The organism is Ruminococcus sp., assembly GCF_017650195.1.
GTDB lineage: Bacteria > Bacillota > Clostridia > Oscillospirales > Ruminococcaceae > Ruminococcus.
The window spans coordinates 1-18,720 of record NZ_JAGCFH010000249.1 but is presented as its reverse complement, the minus strand read 5'-3'; the positions used below and the strand labels follow the sequence as shown (position 1 = coordinate 18,720).

The window sequence follows — 18,720 nt, the reverse complement described above, 5'->3', positions numbered from 1 at the left end:
TTTTCAGTGATTTTCCTTTATTGCGCTTTTTGCTTTGGCTACGATCGTTCTGTCATTTTCATAAGACAGTATATTCGCTGCGTAGGATATGTCTACCCAGCGTATATCCGCTATCTCTCCCTCCTGAGGCGAAAAATCAACGTTCTTTGCCTTAGCAAGGAAGTATACGACGACCTTGACGGTGTCCTTTTTAGGTGAATAGGTCACCGTTTCTCTGAATGTCGGATCAATTATGACGTCGATGGAGGTCTCCTCCATTATCTCACGACGAGCAGTCTCGACCTCTGTCTCTCCCTTTTCCACGTGTCCCTTCGGAAAGGACCAGTGACCGCTGTTGATATGCTTTATAAGCAGAATTTCAGTATTGCCATGATACTTCCTGTAGACGATCGCGCCGCATGATTTCTCGTGAAGCATACTATATCCTTTCTTGCCCCGTCTTTTCGGGCAGAATAAAAGCAGACCTCAGAAAGGGGTGCTGCTTTTTTATGTTGTTCACAATTATTATAACATATTTTGTCTATTTTGTCTATACCCGACTTTGTAAATTTGTAATGAATTTTATCAAAATTGGGTGTTGCCTGTATAGTTCTAAACACCAAATCTTCGGAATATCATTACATAAAGCATTATTCAAGGAGGTCTGCATTTATGGATCTGAAACTTACAAAAGAGACTGTTCCTGTTGCCGAGATGATCTGCGATACGGTTCAGGAGCAGCCTGTTGAGCTTGACTATATCCTGCCCGATTACTGCCCCGATATCTTCCGGCTTATTCGTTGTGAAGCCGTTCCAGTCATCACGGAAAGCACGGTCAGCGGCGAAAGGCTCACCTATGAGTTGAGGTGCGATATACATATCCTCTACTGCGGCGAGGACGGTTCGGCAGTTCAGTCAGTGGAGCAGCAGAGGACTTTTACCCGTACAGCGGATCTGGGGAAAAGCGTGGAGCGCCCAGATGTCAGGATAACTGCCAAGACCGATCATATAAGCTTCCGTGCAGTTAACAAGCGCAGACTCGATATGAGGGGAGCGGTGTCGATAAAGATAAACGTTTCGGGAGAGCAGGCGCAGGAGGTCGTATCCGACGCCGCAGGCATGAATATACAGCTCAGAAAGATGCCTGTAAATTATGCGGCACAAAGGCTATCTGCAGTTAAGAACGTGCGCGTTGAGGAGGATATAGAGCTTACAGCGGCTCAGCCGGATATCATCAGCGTGATAAACTGCCGGTGCAGCGCGGAAAAGTGCGAGATAAAGCTCATATCAGGCAAACTCCTTGCAAAGGGTGAGGCAGACGTGGAGCTTCTCTATGCAGGGGAAAGCGGCGGCGAGATGTACGTGGAGCCTATGAGGTTCTCCATGAGCTACAGTCAGATAATAGATGTGGAGGGGCTTGATGACAGCTTCGACTGTTCTGTGGCTCCCGAGGCTGTGAGCTGCGATGTTGGCGTAATAAGCGGAAGTGATAACCGCGTCCTGCGGTGCGAGGCGGAATTGAGGCTCTCTTGCAGGGCTGTGAAGACTGCCACAGTAATGATAGCTGAGGACGCTTTTTCAACAGTATACCCGTGCAGTGTAGAAATGTCGGAGATCAAGGCGGAGCAGATACCTGTAGTATACGATGAGAGTATCCGGCACATCGTAAGGCTGGCAGAGGGGGAGAATGTGCCTCTGAAAATATACGCCATGTGGAGCGAGCCAAAGAACATTAACGCTCATATCGGCGATGACGGGTGCTCCGTGGCAATAAGCGGTATGCTCGTCTACTCTATGGCTGCTAAGGAGAGCACAGGCGGTATCGCTATGCCCGATCGCGAGGAGGCTTTTGAGGAGGTTATCGCTCTTCCCGACAATATTAGCGGCGCAGAGGTAGCGGCAGAGGTGAGCGTCCGTGAGACATCCTACGATATCTCTGCGGAGGGAGTGCTTACAGCAAAGGCGGATATGGCTGTAAGACTGTCGGTGTACAGCTCAGACTCCATTAGAGCAGTAACGAATATAGCAATAGATGACAGTTCGCGGAAGGAGCGTGACGGCGATTATGCTATAAAACTGTATTTCGGTAGTGAAAACGAAATGGTATGGGATATCGCAAAGCGCTACAGCACAAGCGTTTCCGCAATAATGGAGGAAAACGATCTTACTGGTGACAGACTTGAGAATGGTGGTATGCTGCTGATACCAATAGTATCGTAAAGTAGTTCTGTAGGGACGATGTGAACATTGCCCCGTAAAATATTGTTAATCGAGGACTGATGCAGGCATCAGTACCTGCAAATACAGATCAAGGAGCAAAATATGGCTAAAGATATATACAGCGATATCGCCGAGCGTACAAGCGGCGATATCTACATAGGCGTGGTGGGGCCGGTGCGGACAGGAAAATCCACCTTTATCAAGCGATTCATGGAGTCGCTGGTGATACCTAATATCAGCAGTGACTTCAAGAGGGAAAGGGCCCTTGATGAGTTGCCTCAGTCTGCCGCAGGAAAGACTATTATGACTACCGAGCCGAAGTTTATACCAGAGGAGGCTGTCCGTATCGACCTCGGGGACGGTGCTTCCTTCAACGTGAGGCTCATAGATTGTGTGGGATATATTGTACCGAGCTCTCTCGGCTATATCGAGAACGAGCAGCCCCGTATGGTCATGACCTCGTGGTTTGACGAGGAGATACCATTTAATATGGCCGCGGAGATAGGTACCCAGAAGGTCATCACAGACCATTCTACTATTGGACTCGTTATCACTACCGATGGTTCTGTGACAGATATACCCCGTGAGGAGTACGAGGAGTGTGAGGAAAGAGTTATCCGCGAACTGAAAGAGCTCGGCAAACCGTTTGTCGTGATACTCAATACCTTAGCCCCGGATTCTGCCGAGACTAAGGCTCTCGCGGCACAACTCACGGAGCGTTACGACGCAAAGGTAGTTCCCGTGAACTGTCTAAGTCTTGATGAAGAGGATATACGTGATATAATGCGCGAGATACTCTTCTCATTCCCCATAAAGGAAATAAATATCCGCACGGCGCGATGGATAAATACTCTCGGTAAGGGGCACTGGCTGAAATCTGAGATACTGGACTGCATACGCAGTGCTGCTAAGGATATAAGGCTTGTCCGTGAGGCAGAGGACGCGGCTGCGGCTATAGCACAGTGTCCAGACGTAATAAAGGCGGAGATAAGCGGCATAGACCTTGGTAAGGGCGCTGTCACCATAACTGCCGAGCTTGACAACAGTCTTTTCTATCGTATACTCGGAGAAACTACGGGTATAGAGATTGAGAGCGAAAGCGACCTCATGCCCCTGCTGTCGGAACTCAACGAGATTCGCCGCAAATATAAGCGTATCGAGCCTGCTCTTGCGGAAGTAGAAGCTACAGGCTACGGTATTGTAATGCCAGAGCTGGAGGAGATGTCTCTCGAAGAGCCGAAGATAATTCGACAGGGTGGCAAATACGGAGTAAAGCTCAAAGCTTCAGCACCATCCATACACCTTATGAAAGCCAATATCAATACGACTATCAGCCCTATTGTCGGTACGGAACGACAGTCAGAGGAACTTGTGATGTATCTTCTTGACGGATTCGACGACGATCCGAAAAAGATATGGGAGAGCAATATCTTTGGTAAGTCCCTCCACGAGCTGGTCAATGAGGGGCTTCATGGTAAGCTTTTCAAGATGCCTATGGATGCGCGTATGAAGTTGCAGGAAACTCTCGAACGTGTCATAAACGAAGGGTGCTCGGGGCTTATTTGTTTTATATTATGAAAAAAACCTCTGCACGACTGCAGAGGTTTTTTAACAAGCTGAGGATATGACAACAGTCATCCCTGTTATCTTATGTTTCCGCGCGTAGTCAGATGTTACTTTTATATATAAATAATGCCGCGTAGAAAGAGCGTTCAGTCACTGGGTAACAAGAAAGCCGTGCTGCCTAAGCACGGCTTTCTTATTCTGATTTGTCCCTTACAATTCAGTTTTTAAATTATATCAATCTGTGCGGCGCGTTTGTGCAGATGCACCGCACAGATCAACATCTAAAAGGAATTATGATTATGCGAGCTTCCAGTAATCGAATTCGCAGTCGCCGCTGAATATCATGTAGATATCCTTAACACCTGTTACATTATTCTCTGTAGCTGCGAGTTCGTTCTCGCTACCGTTGAGCTCACCGTAACCGATGCAAGTACCTGTTGCAGAACCTACACAGAACTTAACTACTGCGTTTCCGCTGCCCTTGACTGTGATAGAAGATACACCCTTGCTGAGGTCAACGCCGCTGACCTTGATCCAATCGCCCTTCTTAGCCTTGACAGTTGTGTTGCCGACACCACTTATGCTTATGTTCTTAGACTGGTTGGACATTGTCTCCGCCTGTACAGTCTCATAAGCGTTGAGATTCTCAATCTGGTTTACACCATTCTGTGAACCATTACATGTGATCTTTCCGTTGCTTATAGTTGCCTTATCAATACAAGGTGATCTGTAGTTAAGACCCTTGCCGCCGTTAACGCCCATACGCATTTCAAGCTGACGTGAGTGATAAAGTACATAGTAGCTGCCCTTGAATTCGATAATTGAGTGGTGGTTATTACCGCCGTTATCAAGTCTCTGTGTAGCTGTATTCTTGAATACAACACCCTGGTACTGATATCCGCCGAGCGGATTTGTTGATGTCATGTAACCGATATCAGCATTGCTGAATGACTGACCGTTTACATTTGCACCACCGGGAACATTCCAGTTGTGGCAGAATGAGTAATACCATGTATTACCGATTTTAATCATGCTTGAATCTTCGAAGAGGTAAGGTGTACCGGGATCGATAGGTGTACCTACGATTGAGATCATGTCATCGCCAAGCTTAGCGATACGTCCCTGCTTTGTATTAGCAGCCTGTCCATCGGGAACACCGCCGCCATAAGCAATGATAGCTGTATCTGTATCCGGATCATAGTAAACGCCGGGATCGAAGAGCCATGTTACATTACTGTTAGGTGTGTTTCTGGAAATAAGTTCATGACCAAGAGGATCTTTTACATTCTTGGTGAATGTCGGGTCATCAGCTGTGATAACACCGATACCTGAGCCATTGTTTGCAAAGTAAAGGAAGAACTTATCCTGTCCGTTGATATTTTTCCATGCAGCATCAGGAGCCCATGCGTTATTAGCCCATCTTGCAATAGGTGTGCCGTTTACTCTTGTTTTCGCAACAGGGATCTGACCGTGGTCTGTCCAGTTTACAAGGTCTGCTGAGGATAAACAGTTGATATAGCCTGAAGAATAATCGTTTTCAATAAGCTGACCATTCTTGTATGCGAATTCATCAGCTGTTGTGTAAACGTAAAGTCTGCCGTCATATACGAGCCAGCCTGGGTCAGCGCCGAAACGCTGAGTATAGATTGGATTATTCTCGCTTTCCTTCTTAAAGCTTTCTGCGAGTGAAATGCCGCTGAACTTAGCCTCGTACTGTGAGGGGTCAAGTGTAGCAACTGCCGGTTTGTTTACGGGGAATTCCTTGATCTTGCCAAGAATAAATTCCTGGAGACAAACTAGGTCAGTTACGTCAAATTCTCTGCTCTGGTCAACATCGGCAGCCTTCTGAGCGTTTGAATCGCTGAATCCGCCCTTGATGATAGCTTTTCTTGCTTCTACCATATCTAAAGAGTTGATAATACCATCGTAGTTGATATCGCCGAGGTGGAGAGTTGTAGATGTCTGTCCACCGGAAGAAGTCTGTCCGCCGTTCGGGAGGTCAGGCTGTCCTGCGCCGTCTATTTTTGTGCCCTTTGGAGCTCCGACAACTTCGTCGATATAGAAGTCAACGTACTCGCTTTCATCTGTAGTTTCAACATAGATCTGCATATTTGAAGCGCCTGCGGGGAGAGTATAGCTTGTATTTGCGAGCTGTACCCAGCTTCCCTTGGGAGCGGATGCAAGTGCAATCTGATCGTAGGTTGTTGTACCTGAAGCATCATCATACTGGAGAGTGAACTTGAACTCCTGTGTATCTGATGAACCGCTGGTATAGCAGGCATTTGCGGAGAAGCTGTAGGTCTCGCCTGCCTCGAATGCTCTCGAGTCAAGTGATAATGCAGCACCGTTCCATGAGTTTGTTCTGCCGCTTACATAGAGAGACTTGCTGCCAGCGAACTTGGTGCTGCTGCTTGTCTCAACAGAAGCAGCGCCTCTGCCTGACCAACTGTCCGTACTGCTTTCAAATGTGCTGTGGAACCAGTAGCCCTCATCGTTGACTGTTGCAGGCTCAACAGGCTTGGGAGTAAATCCGCTGCTGCCAGGACCTGTGTAAGGGATACCTACGCCCCAGTTACTGTCTGAAACGAGACTTGTAAGAGCTGTGTATGCAGCCTTGGGCTGGTTGCTTCCGTCATAGAGGAGTCCGTTGCTTCCGGAGCTGAGCCATGAGTTAGCGTCGTTGGGTCCCCAGATCTGAATAAGAGTTACCTTGTTGTCGTGACCTGCGCTGTTCCACTGCATAGCGTGCTGGAAGATAGCCTTGTATTTGTTTGCTTGATCCTGATATGAGTACTTTCCGTTCTCAACGCTGATATCGAGCTCTGTTACCTGAACTTCGATGCCGAGATTGAGGTAATCGTCCATAGCCTTGAGGTAAGAATTGGTATCGCCCCATGCGTTGCTTGCAGCAGCGTTTACGTGGGACTGCATTCCCATGCCGTCCAGCACGCCCTTAGACTTAAGGGGCTTCAAGATAGAGTTTATGATACTATTCTTCTTGCCATCGGCAAATTCGTTATAGTCGTTATAGAAAAGCTTACAGGTAGAAGGAGCGTACTTTCTTGCATAAGTGAAAGCCTCCTCGATGAAGCCATTGCCGCCGTATACCTGAACCCAGGGTGAGTTGCCGTTGCCGTAGCCGCCGCTTCTCGGACCACCGTTGCCTGCGTCTGAGATACACTCGTTACATACGTCGTATGCGTAGAGATCAAGGTCGGGGTATTGTGTTGCGAAAGCTTCGAACATGTGCTGGATATAACTTTCCATACGCTTACTCATGGTGCTCTTGTCTACCCAGCTTCCATTCTGCTGGAGGTTGCTCTTGAAGAACCACTCAGGAGTCTGGCTGTGCCATACAAGAGTGTGTCCTCTGAAAGCAAGACCGTTCTTTACGCAGAAATCACATATAGCAGCACAGCTGTTGAGAGATACCTTTATATTGGTATCCGATGAGCCGCTCTGTACCAGAGTAGCGTCTGGCTTTGTCTCGTTCTCGCACTCCACAGCATTGTGATCCTTAAGGATTATTCCCTGTATACCACTGTTGCTGATAGTACCTCTGTTGAAGATATTGCCTACGCGGAAATAGTTTGCGAATTCGTCCTTAAGTCCCTTGCCAGAGGGAGCAGCGTGTGCCTCGTTAGCCGCTTTATCTCCTGTGATAAGGAATTCGTCGAACCTGAAATCCTCAGTCGAATCGTTTGTGATCTTCAGCCTGAACTCATAGCTGTCCTTTGAAGCTGTATAGCTTCCACTTAGTTCAGTCCATTCACCTGCAGGAACATCCTTTGAATCGAGCTGAACAGTAGTCTCCTCTCCTGTCTTCTCGTCGATAGTCAGCAGTGAAAAACGGAACTTCTGAGCTGTCTCGCTGTAAACCTTTACACTGTAGGTGTATTTGTCGCCGCCAAAGAGATAGAGTCCCTTTGAGGAAGCCGCACCGTCAGATGATGAAGTACGTCCTGAAACAATCATGCCTCGTGATGTTTCAAAACCTGCTGCGGTCTGAGCTGTCAGCTCAACGCTGTCGCCCTCTCCGCACCAGCCTTCATAGTTGCGCTCGAAGTCGTTGTAAACGATCTCAGCAGCATAGGTGGGCGCAACCACATTGGGCATAACAGTAATCATCCCTGAAAGGCAGCTTGCAGCCGTAAGGCTTGCAACCAACTTTTTTACTTTCATACATTCTCCTCCTCATTAATAATGTGTATATTTTTCGTTCAACGGAATGATATATTTTATATCATTTCATGCTGTTACTCTATTCTACAATATTTGTAATGATAAATTCAACCCCAAAAACAAAGAATAGGTGTAAAAAATGCAGACAAACTAAAAAATATGTAGAAATTAAAATATTTTCGATTAAGAAATTGTCATTTTTTACATAGGATTACAATTGTTCAAAAGGTGAGTCTATATGCACATTATGTTGTGTAAACAGCGCAGATTAGGGAGATTTAGACTGGTATCCGTCAATTTGCTTAATTTGTATTTACAAATTTGTGTATTGTGACTATTACGAAGCTGTGAATAAAATGTTTCTGTACAGAGTTTATGGTAAAAAACAGAGGATACTATTATAGTAGCGTTCTTCGTTTTTTGCACCTGTTACCCAAAAATAAAGAAATCTGTGTGGATATGCAAATAACTATTGCAAAAATCCGGAATAGATGTTATTATAAAGCTATAGGAAATGTACGGTTGGTTGTAAAAGTTGTACGTACAATATTAGATAGGGGGCAGACAAATGAAAGTATCAGATGGCTACTGGATGAACAAGGTGGGCTACAATGTACACTGGGCTTCGCAGATTTACGAAATAAAAGCGGACGAGCGCTCGGTCACGGTTTATGCTTCGGCAAACTATATATCTAATAAGGGAATGACTCTCGGAGGTCCTGTGCTGACAGTGACCTTCACCTCTACCCTTGAAAACAGCATAAAGGTCAGAATAGAGCACTTTTCGGGAACTGCTACGAAAAGGCCTTCCTTTATGCTTTATGAAGATGGTGGCTTCAAGCCTGTCATAAACAGATTGAGCAGAGGAGGCTGGGAACTCATCTCCGGAAAAACATCGGTGCGTATCGGCTGCGAGAAGAAAAAATGGGATATATCCTATTATTATGGCGGTAGATTGCTTACGGAATCGGGGTGGCGGACTACTTCAATTATCGAGGAGGAGCAGTGGCATAGGAGAAAGATCGAGGCAGAACAGTCTCAGGAGCGTTTCTTTGCCCGTTTCGATAACGGTGGAAATACATATATACGTGAAATGCTGGGACTGTCCGTGGGAGAGTTCATCTACGGTTTCGGTGAGAAGTTCACTGCCTTTGTGAAGAACGGTCAGGCCGTGGATGTGTGGAACAATGACGGCGGAACCTGTTCCGAGCAGAGCTACAAATCCGTGCCCTTTTATGTTTCGTCCCGGAGCTACGGAGTATTCGTGAATAATACCGGCAGGGTCAGCTTCGAGGTGGGTAGTGAGAATGTTTCCAATACTGCCTTTTCTGTGCAGGGGGAGTCCCTTGAATACTTCATTTTCGGTGGAGATTCTATCGCCGGTGTTATAGAGCGTTATACCGCTCTCACAGGCAGACCTGCCCTGCCGCCACCGTGGTCATTTGGACTGTGGCTGTCCACGTCATTCACAACCGATTATGATGAAAAGACGGTGGCTTCTTTTATAGACGAGATGAAGCGTAGAGACATCCCCCTTGACGTTTTCCACTTTGACTGCTTCTGGATGAAGGAGTTCCAGTGGTGCGGCTTTGAATGGGACGGGGATAAGTTCCCAGAGCCTAAGGCTATGATATCAAGGCTTAAAGCAAAGGGAATGAGGATATGCGTATGGGTGAACCCCTATATCGGTCAGCGCTCGGCATCATTTGCGGAGTGTGCTGAAAAGGGGTATTTTCTCAGGAACCGTGACGGATCAGTTTTTCAGTGTGATATGTGGCAGCCGGGCATGGCTGTGATAGACTTTACAAACGAGGATGCTAGGAAATGGTTCGCAGGAAAGATATTGGAGCTAGCCGTGCTTGGTGTTGATGCGGTAAAGACTGATTTTGGGGAGCGTATTCCCACAGACGTTGTATACTCCGACGGTTCTGACCCCTATTGTATGCATAACTATTACTCTTACCTGTATAACAAGACCGTCTTCGAGGCTCTTGAAGCAGCAAAGGGCAGTGGAAACACCTGCCTATTTGCACGGTCTGCGACCTCAGGCTGCCAGCAGTTCCCGGTACACTGGGGTGGAGACTGCTTCTCGTCATACAAGTCCATGTGGGAGACCCTCCGGGGCGGTCTGTCGCTGTGTATGTCCGGATTTGGCTTCTTCTCACATGATATTGGCGGCTTTGAGTCCACGGGAACCCCCGACCTATACAAACGATGGACAGCCTTTGGTTTGATGTCTACACATTCGCGCTATCATGGAAACAGTTCATACCGTGTGCCGTGGCACTTTGACGAAGAGAGCTGCGACGTTGCTCGGCATTTTGTAAAGCTAAAGGGCAGGCTCATGCCTTACCTCTGGGCGAATGCAGTAAAGTCACATCTTACAGGAGTTCCAATGATGAGGGCTATGGCTGTGGACTTCGGATACGATAGGAACGCCCTTACAATCGATACTCAGTATATGCTGGGGGATTCGCTCCTTGTAGCTCCTGTTTTCAGCGAGGATGGCGAGTGTAGCTTTTATCTGCCAGACTGTGGTGTATGGACAGATATACAGACTGGCGAGACCCTTCCCGGCGGTCGCTGGTACACGAAAAGGTACGATTATTTCGGTATGCCCCTCTATGCAAAGCCGGGCTCTGTGATAGTTTACGGAGAATACGGCGGCAGTGCGGATTACGACTACCTGAAGGGCATGAGGATAGTTGTTTATGGTCTTGAGGAGGAAATGATCGCGGAAGCATTCGTATATGATGGTAACTGCAACCAGAGGGCTGATATCAGGGCTGTACACAGGGGAGACTGCATAGAACTGACAGTGACAGGCACAGACAAGCCCTTTACCGCAGAAAGCTCTCAGGGGACGGATATAGTCGTGATAAATTGAAAAGTTATTGCATTTCTCTTTACTTTTACAGTGAATTGTGGTAAAATAAAATACAGCATTAAGAACGGAAGGAAGGGATACAAAATAGACATCAATGAACCTCAGAGCTACAGCGCGGAGTACGCTGCTCTGAACCATGAGGTATACGATCTTACAAGGCGGCTCGAGGAAAAGGACAAAGAGTACAAAAACTCCACAAAGATAGATCTGCACGATCCCTTCAGGAACCCCACGGAGTTCAAGTGGTACAGGGATGACTATTCCGAGATACTTCCTTGGGCGACAATGCCCGAATTTTCCATATCTTTTGAGCCTGCAAAGGTTGAAAAAAGTGCCATAAGACGCTTCTACAATATAGGCGGCTTTACAGCACTATTCCATTTCTTTGCCTCCAGTGTGTTTGCGCTGACTCTTATGCTCGTTGTAAAATGGGTACTCATTAAGCTGAACCCGGACGCTGCGTCTGGAGCTGTTACGCATTATATGAGGAAAAGTTCAATATTGGCTGCTGTCAACCTCGTCACCTATTTGTTTGCAAATGTAGGTTTTGCACTTATCGGTCTGAAATGGGCGAAGATAAAGCCATCCTTCATGATAAAAACAAAGGATTACCACTTTTCAGACGCTGTACAGCACTGCTTTGCGGGAGTCTTTATTTGGTATACCGCGGCGATAATTTCCTCGGGTATAGAAAATGTATTTTCAAAGTATGGCTTTTCGACAGATGTTATGGATATGGATTACGGTGAGACGGGAATCGGCTTTGCGGTAATGCTGATTTATAGCTGCATAATCGCTCCAATAACGGAGGAGATATTCTACCGCGGTGCTCTTATGAAGATATTCTCCAAATCCAATCAGCGGTTCGGTATATTCATGTCGGCTCTGTTTTTTGGACTTGCCCATGGAAATCTTCCACAGTTCACTCTTGCTTTCCTTATCGGTATATTCCTGGGACATATTGATATGAAGCACAATTCCATAATCCCGTCCATAGTGGTGCATATACTTATCAATACGCTGGTGACGGTGATATCGGAGTTCAAGGGGAACACCATTGTAATGGGACTTTTCGGGCTCAGCATGATATTATGCTGGCTAATTGGCATAGTGATGCTGGTGATATTCAGGAGCGAGTGCAAACTGCCTGTTTCTACTCCTGCACAGAGCCGAAGAGGCATAGCGGTCGCCAAGACCTCAGTGGGAATAATAGCTGCTGTAACAGTCCAGGCCTTGTATACAATACTGATAATCTATCAGACAAAGGTAAAATAAAGGCATATATCACGCCGGAAGCTTTTATTTAACACAAAAAACGTCATAGCGCCTGCGACCTAAGGTCAGACAGGTACTATGACGTTTATTTATTTTTGGCTGCTGTGTCAGACTTCCGCGTCAGAAGTTTCTTCCTGTGCCGGAACTTCCGAAGGAGCTTTTTTCGATATCATGTAGAGCATAATCGCTGTGGCTGCGCAGAGCACGACGGACGTGATTAGACTGCCCTCAATGCCGAATTTGCCGCCTGTGAGCGCGGCATGTGAGGAGACAGGAACGCTTCTGAATAAGGATTCCGTGTCAGATGAGCCGCTGACGCTTATACCATAGATATTGCCCTGTGCGAAATTCCATACAGAGTGTATGGCGCATACTCCCCATATATTGTCTGAATATATCATATAAACGGCTGCAAAAACTCCGAAAAGAGTGAGGTTTATAAAGGGTAGCACACCGAAGCCGGGATTCATTGTGTGAGCAAGGGCAAACGCGACTGCGCTAACGATGACGGCAATCAGAGTATGCTGACCGCTGCCTCCCACGGAGGTCATCAGATAGCCACGAAAGATGAATTCCTCGCTCATTCCTTGTATTATGAAGCCTACAAGGAAAAGGGCAAGGATGCCGAAGCGTACATTGGTGCAGGTTTTTATTTTTGTGATGCCGAAAATAGCGCTTGAGAGTGCTATCAGCGACATCATTGTCAGTCCTACGGCAATTCCTGTGAAATAGTGGAAGAAAAAGCTTTTTTTCTTTGCTCCCATGGATCGGACGGGTCTCATCTCAACGCAGCGACAGTAGAATATCGCCGCAAGAGTGCCGAATATAGTTGAAAAAAGCGACGGTATCATCACTCTTGGGGAACCTGCGACTCTTGCCGCGACTTTTAGCGATTCCTTAAGGCTGAAATTCTGAGTGGTGCCGATGTACTCCTGTATCTCGGCATTCTCAAGCACAGCCTTTGAGGAGAATATCGCCGAAGAAAGAGATTCGAGAAAGATTATTATCAAAAATACAGCTAAAAAGCATATAATTATTGCGAAAAGATTTTTTGAAGCATGTGATTTTGAGGCTTCACTGAACATTTTGGGTCTGTAATCAAGCATAAAAAGCACCTCCGTAATTAATTTTACTATGTTACGTGACAATTGTCAAGATACCACACAGGCTTTGCTTTGTATTTGACAATATACCGTGATAATGGTATAATTAAATTTAGACTATTTTTATAGAAAGAAGGGGTATGCCGATGTACGGAACTATTCTATCACACGTCGGAAAATACTGGAAGCAGGCTTTGCTTGCGCCTGTTACTATCATAGGGGAGGTGGCTATGGAGGTCATCATCCCGACTGTAATGGCTATGATAATAGATAACGGTGTAAAAAAGGGAGATATAGGCTATATAGTAAAAATGGGTGGACTTATGGTGCTCATGTCGGTATTCTCGCTGTGCTTCGGCGCTCTTGCGGCGCGTTTCAGCGCGGTTGCGGCAATGGGCTTTGCAAAGAACCTGAGAAGTGCGCTTTTCCGCAGAGTTCAGGGCTTCTCCTTTGCAAATGTGGATAAGTTCTCCACCGCTTCACTAACTACGAGACTTACTACGGACGTTACAAACTTACAGAATGCCTTCATGATGTTCGTGAGAATGGCTTTTCGCTCGCCTATAATGCTTATATGTGCTACTATCATGGCGGTAAGGGCGAATGCAAGGCTTTCAATGGTATTTCTTTTTGCTATACCTCTTCTTGCTCTGGCGGTATTCCTTATAATGACAAACGCTCACCCGAGATTCGAGAAGATGCTGAAAAGATACGACGATATGAATGCAAAGGTGCAGGAAAACCTTGTGGGAATTCGTGTTGTTAAGGCTTTTGCACGTGAGAAGTACGAAAATGAGCGTTTCAGCGAAAATACAAAAAACGTACGTCTTGCACAGTTCGCGGCGGAAAAACTGGTAATACTCAGTATGCCCTCAATGCAGTTGGTAATGTACGCAAGTATAGCGGCTATACTTTACTTTGGCGGTCACATGGCTGTAAACGGAGATATTGAAACAGGTGCTCTTTCAAGCTTTATCATGTATGTGGGACAGATACTCTTGTCGCTCATGATGATATCAATGCTCTTCATAACCTTCGTTATATCGAGAGCTTCCTTGCAGCGTGTATACGAGGTATTAAAGGAGGAGCCTGCAATCAAGGACACTCCTGCCTCGGAGGTAACTGCAGAAGATGGTTCTGTATGTTTCGAAAATGTGAGCTTCAGCTACTACGGGGATATGAACAATCTTGCTCTCGACCGGATAGACCTAAAAATAAGCTCTGGCGAGACTATAGGTATAATCGGAGGCACTGGCTCCTCAAAGACTTCCCTTGTACAGCTGATACCCCGTCTTTACGAGGCTACTGACGGAAAGGTCATAGTTGGCGGACACGATGTTAAGGAGTACTCGCTGAAAACTCTCCGCGATCAGGTGGCAATGGTGCTTCAGAAGAACGTTTTGTTTTCGGGTACCATAAAGGAGAATCTCCGCTGGGGAGACGAGAACGCAACTGACGAGGAGATGCAGGAAGCATGTAAGGCTGCCTGCGCTCACGACTTCATAATGAGCTTCCCCGACGGCTACGATACCGATCTCGGACAGGGCGGCGTTAATGTTTCCGGCGGTCAGAAGCAGAGGCTCTGTATTGCAAGGGCATTGCTCAAAAAGCCTAAGATAATCATACTCGACGACTCCACCAGCGCTGTTGATACGGCTACGGACAGCAGCATCCGCAAGGCTTTTCGCGAAAAGCTAGCTGATACGACAACTATAATAATCGCTCAGCGTATAAGCTCCGTTATGGATGCTGACCGGATAATCGTCATGGACGGCGGCAGGATAACCGATATCGGCACTCATGATGAGCTCATGCAGAAAAGCGAAATATACCGTGAGGTATACGATTCGCAGCAGAAAGGAGCTGATGAATAATGCCTCCGAGAACTCAGAGACCTATGGCAAAGCCGGAAAATACACTGGCTGCTTTAAAAAGGATATTCACCTATATGCACGGATTTAGACTGCAGTTCATACTTGTAGTCATCGGCATATTTATAAGTTCAGGAGCTGGTATCGCAGGAAATTACCTCCTTAAGCCCATAATCGACAACATCGAGGACGCCCTGAAAACAGGAAACTGGAAGTATGGCAGATTCATCGGTATAATTGTCGTTATGGTAGTAATATACGCCTGCGGTGCGCTTTCTACGCTGTTCTATCAGCGCATAATGCTGAAAATATCAACTACTACCCTGATGCGTATCAGAAACGATCTCTTCTGCAAAATGGAAATGCTCCCCATACGCTTCTTCGACAAGCACACTCACGGCGAGCTCATGAGCCTTTATACCAACGATACGGACGCTATCCGAGAAATGCTCAGCAACAGTATCGCACAGTTCATAAGCTCAGCTATAACTATCGTTGGAGTATTTACTGCCATGTTGATTTACAGCTGGCGGCTGACAATACTAGTCGTGGCTATGCTCTTCGTTATCTTCAAGGTAATAGGCTTTGTGGGGTCAAGGAGCGGAAAGGGCTTCATAGCTCAACAGAAGGCTCTCGGAAGCGTCAACGGCTACATTGAGGAGATGATAGACGGGCAGAAAGTAGTAAAGGTGTTCTGTCACGAGGAAAAGGCTGACGAGGAATTTGACAGGCTCAACGAGGAGCTTTGCAGTGCTTCCACTCACGCTCATACATTTGCGAATATTCTTATGCCCATAATGAACAATCTGTCGTATATACATTATGCGGCTACTGCTATCGCAGGCGGTATCATGACTGTAAAGGGCATAGGCGGGATGACCGTGGGTACGGTCGTATCCTATCTGCAATTCACACGTTCATTCTCCATGCCTATAACCCAGGTGTCTCAACAGCTTAATTCAGTATTGACCGCTCTTGCTGGTGCTGAGAGAATATTCCGTATTATCGACGAGGAGCCCGAGGCTGACGAAGGCTATGTGACCCTTGTCAACGCTGAGATAACGGCTGACGGTAAGATATCCGAGACCGACAAGCGCACCGGTAGATGGGCTTGGAAGCACCCTCACAAGTCTGACGGAACGGTTACCTATACCGAGGTACACGGAAATGTTGAATTCGACGACGTTGTATTCGGATATGAGCCAAACAAGACCGTTCTCAACGGTATCTCGCTTTATGCGAAGCCAGGACAGAAAATAGCCTTCGTAGGCTCTACAGGTGCTGGAAAGACTACCATAATCAATCTCATAAACCGTTTCTACGATGTACCTGAGGGCAAGATACGTTACGACGGAATAAACATAAACAAGATAAAGAAGGACGACCTGAGACGGTCGCAGTCTATAGTATTGCAGGATACCCACCTCTTTACGGGTACGGTAATGGAAAATATCCGCTATGGCAAGCTGGACGCTACCGACGAGGAAGTATACGAGGCTGCCAAGTTGGCAAATGCCGACAGCTTCATAAGACATCTCGAAAACGGCTACGATACCATGCTAAGTGCTGACGGCTCCAATCTTTCGCAGGGTCAGAGACAGCTTCTTGCAATAGCTCGAGCGGCTGTTGCAGACCCGCCGGTGCTCATTCTCGATGAGGCTACCAGTTCTATAGATACCCGTACAGAAGCCCTCATCGAAAAGGGTATGGATTCCCTTATGGAGGGCAGGACGGTGTTCGTTATCGCTCACAGGCTCTCCACAGTACGCAATTCCCACGCTATCATGGTACTGGAGCAAGGAAAGATAATCGAAAGAGGAAACCACAACGAGCTCATTGCTCAGCATGGCAAGTACTATCAGCTCTATACAGGTATGTTCGAGCTCAGCTGACGGACTGGAAAAGAGGTAATATATGATACTGAAAAGAAATGCAGCTCTTGCCGTAGCATTTGCGCTTCTTGTATGTTCTGTCTCGTGCAGCGGCAAAAACAGCACTAAAAAGATAGGCTCCTTTGATGTAGAATTGCCTACAGCTACTACTACAGTGGAGGGTGTTGACATCAACGACGCCGTAGAGGCTGTTTCCGGAGACGCTTATCTTGCCATAGTTGATGAAGCATGGGAGGTTCAGTACCTCGGCAACAAGGATGAGAATGGCAGCGAGCAGCTCTCTTATGACGCCGGAGTTGCTCATATAACCGGCAACGGTGATTATACCGTCAGCGTTACCGCTGATACCAACGGCTTCCGCTACGACGAGACTGGAGATATAAATGGCGATTATACCATAAAAGGAATAGGCTTTGCTGCTGTTATCATAGATAATGCGGAGGAGGTCTTCCCCAATGCGGTAATAACCATAAACAGCGTAAAGGTTGACGGCAGGGTGCTTGAACTCAGAAAAAAGAGCTATACCAACACCGAGAGTGGCTCTGTACGTGCGAATATATTCAACGAATGGGTCAGCGACGATAGCCTTCCTGGTGACGCCAGGACTGCGGAGGGAGCTTTGTTCATAAATTATGATACAAGTAATCCGAGCCCTGTCAACGACGGCAGCTATTCCGCACAGATAATAGACCGTGAGGAGTTCGGCAGCTGGAAAAACGTTGAGGTGAGCTTCACAGTCTCGGGACTTTAAAAATCACAAATTGCTCTCAGGGATTTTTCAAGCAGTTCAGTTTTCTATCACAAAATAAACATACGGGCGGTTTATAATACAATCATGGAAAGAGAACGGCGGCAAGCCGTAATAAATTTGAAGTCTTCATTTTTTCATATAAACCACCCTAAAGGTCAAAGCGTCCACCACGGGCGCTTTTTCCGTGTATTGTGTAGCGTTGTCAAACATGATTGACATATTACCTAAGCTATGATATAATTAATTTGTATTCACTGGCCTCTTTCGGGCGGTCGGTGCCCCGAACGACTTTCGGGAAAGCGCAGAGCCTTTACACAATAGGCTATCTGTGCGTTGCATTTCTTTATGTCAAGCTACATAAATTAAAATATTACCGGATACGGAGGAAATAACAATGGAAAACAATATGAAGGAAATGAATCCTATTTTAGCAGATTTCTGCGGACTTCTCGAAAGCAATAATGTATCCTACGAGCTCAACGAGCATGACGAGAATATGATGAGGTTCCGCACAAAGCTCCCTCATCATGATACTGCTCCTTATGTTCTTGTACACTACAATCCTAAGAATAGTGCGCTAAGTCTTGCTCTCAGCAGGATAGCTCTCTTTTCCAGCGTAGGTCCTGATCTCTATCAGATCGTGAACGAGTTCAATGCTGACCCTGGCAACTTCGCATGCAAGATGTTCATTGACAAGGACGGACAGATAATTGTACTGACAAATGCTATTTTAAAAGGTGAAGATACAAGGGATCAGGTGGAGGATTATCTCAATATCTGTGTGCTCGCTCTTGACAAGTATCTCGGAAGGATACTGGAACTCATAAATAATAACAACAATAATTAACGAAATATCGCTAAAAATTGAATTATTTTTAGGATAAAGACCGATAAAAACTACAAATAGTATTAAAATTATTGTACAAAAAGTAGATTTTTATTGTGAAATCTGACAAATCAAGTATTTCACTCTTTAAAAATATATAAACTTGTG

The 18,720-nt window shown here is 46.3% G+C and carries 11 protein-coding genes; 8 read left to right on the top strand and 3 right to left on the bottom strand.

From position 1 onward, the window contains the following. Nucleotides 1-3: 3 nt before the first annotated feature. The gene (locus J6U00_RS11310) at nt 4-417 is read right to left on the bottom strand and encodes an NUDIX domain-containing protein (protein ID WP_295076098.1); all 414 of its coding nucleotides are present in this window, start codon (nt 415-417) and stop codon (nt 4-6) included. A gap of 234 nt (nt 418-651) precedes the next feature. Between J6U00_RS11310 and J6U00_RS11305 the strand changes: the two genes are divergently transcribed. Together J6U00_RS11305 and spoIVA are read left to right on the top strand one after the other, a co-directional pair. Then, nucleotides 652-2,199, top strand: coding sequence for an SPOCS domain-containing protein (locus tag J6U00_RS11305; RefSeq protein WP_296581930.1), 1,548 nt, complete (start codon nt 652-654; stop codon nt 2,197-2,199). Between the two features lie 102 nt (nt 2,200-2,301). Next, complete coding sequence (gene spoIVA / locus J6U00_RS11300) at nt 2,302-3,777, top strand: stage IV sporulation protein A (RefSeq protein WP_296581929.1); 1,476 nt, start codon at nt 2,302-2,304, stop codon at nt 3,775-3,777. Nucleotides 3,778-4,062: 285 nt separating this feature from the next. On the opposite strand, the gene J6U00_RS11295 is transcribed toward spoIVA, so the two are convergent. Then, the gene (locus tag J6U00_RS11295; RefSeq protein ID WP_296581927.1) at nt 4,063-7,947 is read right to left on the bottom strand and encodes an endo-1,4-beta-xylanase; all 3,885 of its coding nucleotides are present in this window, start codon (nt 7,945-7,947) and stop codon (nt 4,063-4,065) included. 568 nt (nt 7,948-8,515) lie between these two features. On the opposite strand from J6U00_RS11295, the gene yicI reads away from it, so the two are divergent. Both yicI and J6U00_RS11285 read left to right on the top strand, forming a co-directional pair. Next, nucleotides 8,516-10,834, top strand: a complete 2,319-nt coding sequence (yicI, locus tag J6U00_RS11290) for an alpha-xylosidase (RefSeq protein ID WP_296581925.1) — start codon at nt 8,516-8,518, stop codon at nt 10,832-10,834. Between the two features lie 30 nt (nt 10,835-10,864). Next, nucleotides 10,865-12,109, top strand: a complete 1,245-nt coding sequence (locus J6U00_RS11285) for a type II CAAX endopeptidase family protein (RefSeq protein ID WP_296581923.1) — start codon at nt 10,865-10,867, stop codon at nt 12,107-12,109. A gap of 107 nt (nt 12,110-12,216) precedes the next feature. Here J6U00_RS11285 and J6U00_RS11280 read toward each other — a convergent pair whose 3' ends face one another. Continuing rightward, on the bottom strand, nt 12,217-13,215 hold the full coding sequence (locus tag J6U00_RS11280; RefSeq protein WP_296581922.1) for a CPBP family intramembrane glutamic endopeptidase: 999 nt from the start codon (nt 13,213-13,215) through the stop codon (nt 12,217-12,219). 143 nt (nt 13,216-13,358) lie between these two features. Here J6U00_RS11280 and J6U00_RS11275 point away from each other — a divergent pair, with 143 nt between their 5' ends. The 4 genes from J6U00_RS11275 (at nt 13,359) to J6U00_RS11260 (ending at nt 18,573) form a co-directional block, all read left to right on the top strand. Next, on the top strand, nt 13,359-15,086 hold the full coding sequence (locus tag J6U00_RS11275) for an ABC transporter ATP-binding protein (RefSeq protein WP_296581920.1): 1,728 nt from the start codon (nt 13,359-13,361) through the stop codon (nt 15,084-15,086). Further along, nucleotides 15,086-16,975, top strand: a complete 1,890-nt coding sequence (locus tag J6U00_RS11270; protein WP_296581918.1) for an ABC transporter ATP-binding protein — start codon at nt 15,086-15,088, stop codon at nt 16,973-16,975. The genes J6U00_RS11275 and J6U00_RS11270 overlap by 1 nt, the downstream gene beginning before the upstream one ends. A 22-nt stretch (nt 16,976-16,997) precedes the next feature. After that, on the top strand, nt 16,998-17,726 hold the full coding sequence (locus tag J6U00_RS11265; RefSeq protein ID WP_296581916.1) for a hypothetical protein: 729 nt from the start codon (nt 16,998-17,000) through the stop codon (nt 17,724-17,726). A 394-nt stretch (nt 17,727-18,120) separates the two neighbouring features. Next, entirely contained in the window at nt 18,121-18,573 is a 453-nt protein-coding gene (locus tag J6U00_RS11260) for a YbjN domain-containing protein (protein WP_296581914.1), read from the top strand. Nucleotides 18,574-18,720 lie beyond the last annotated feature (147 nt).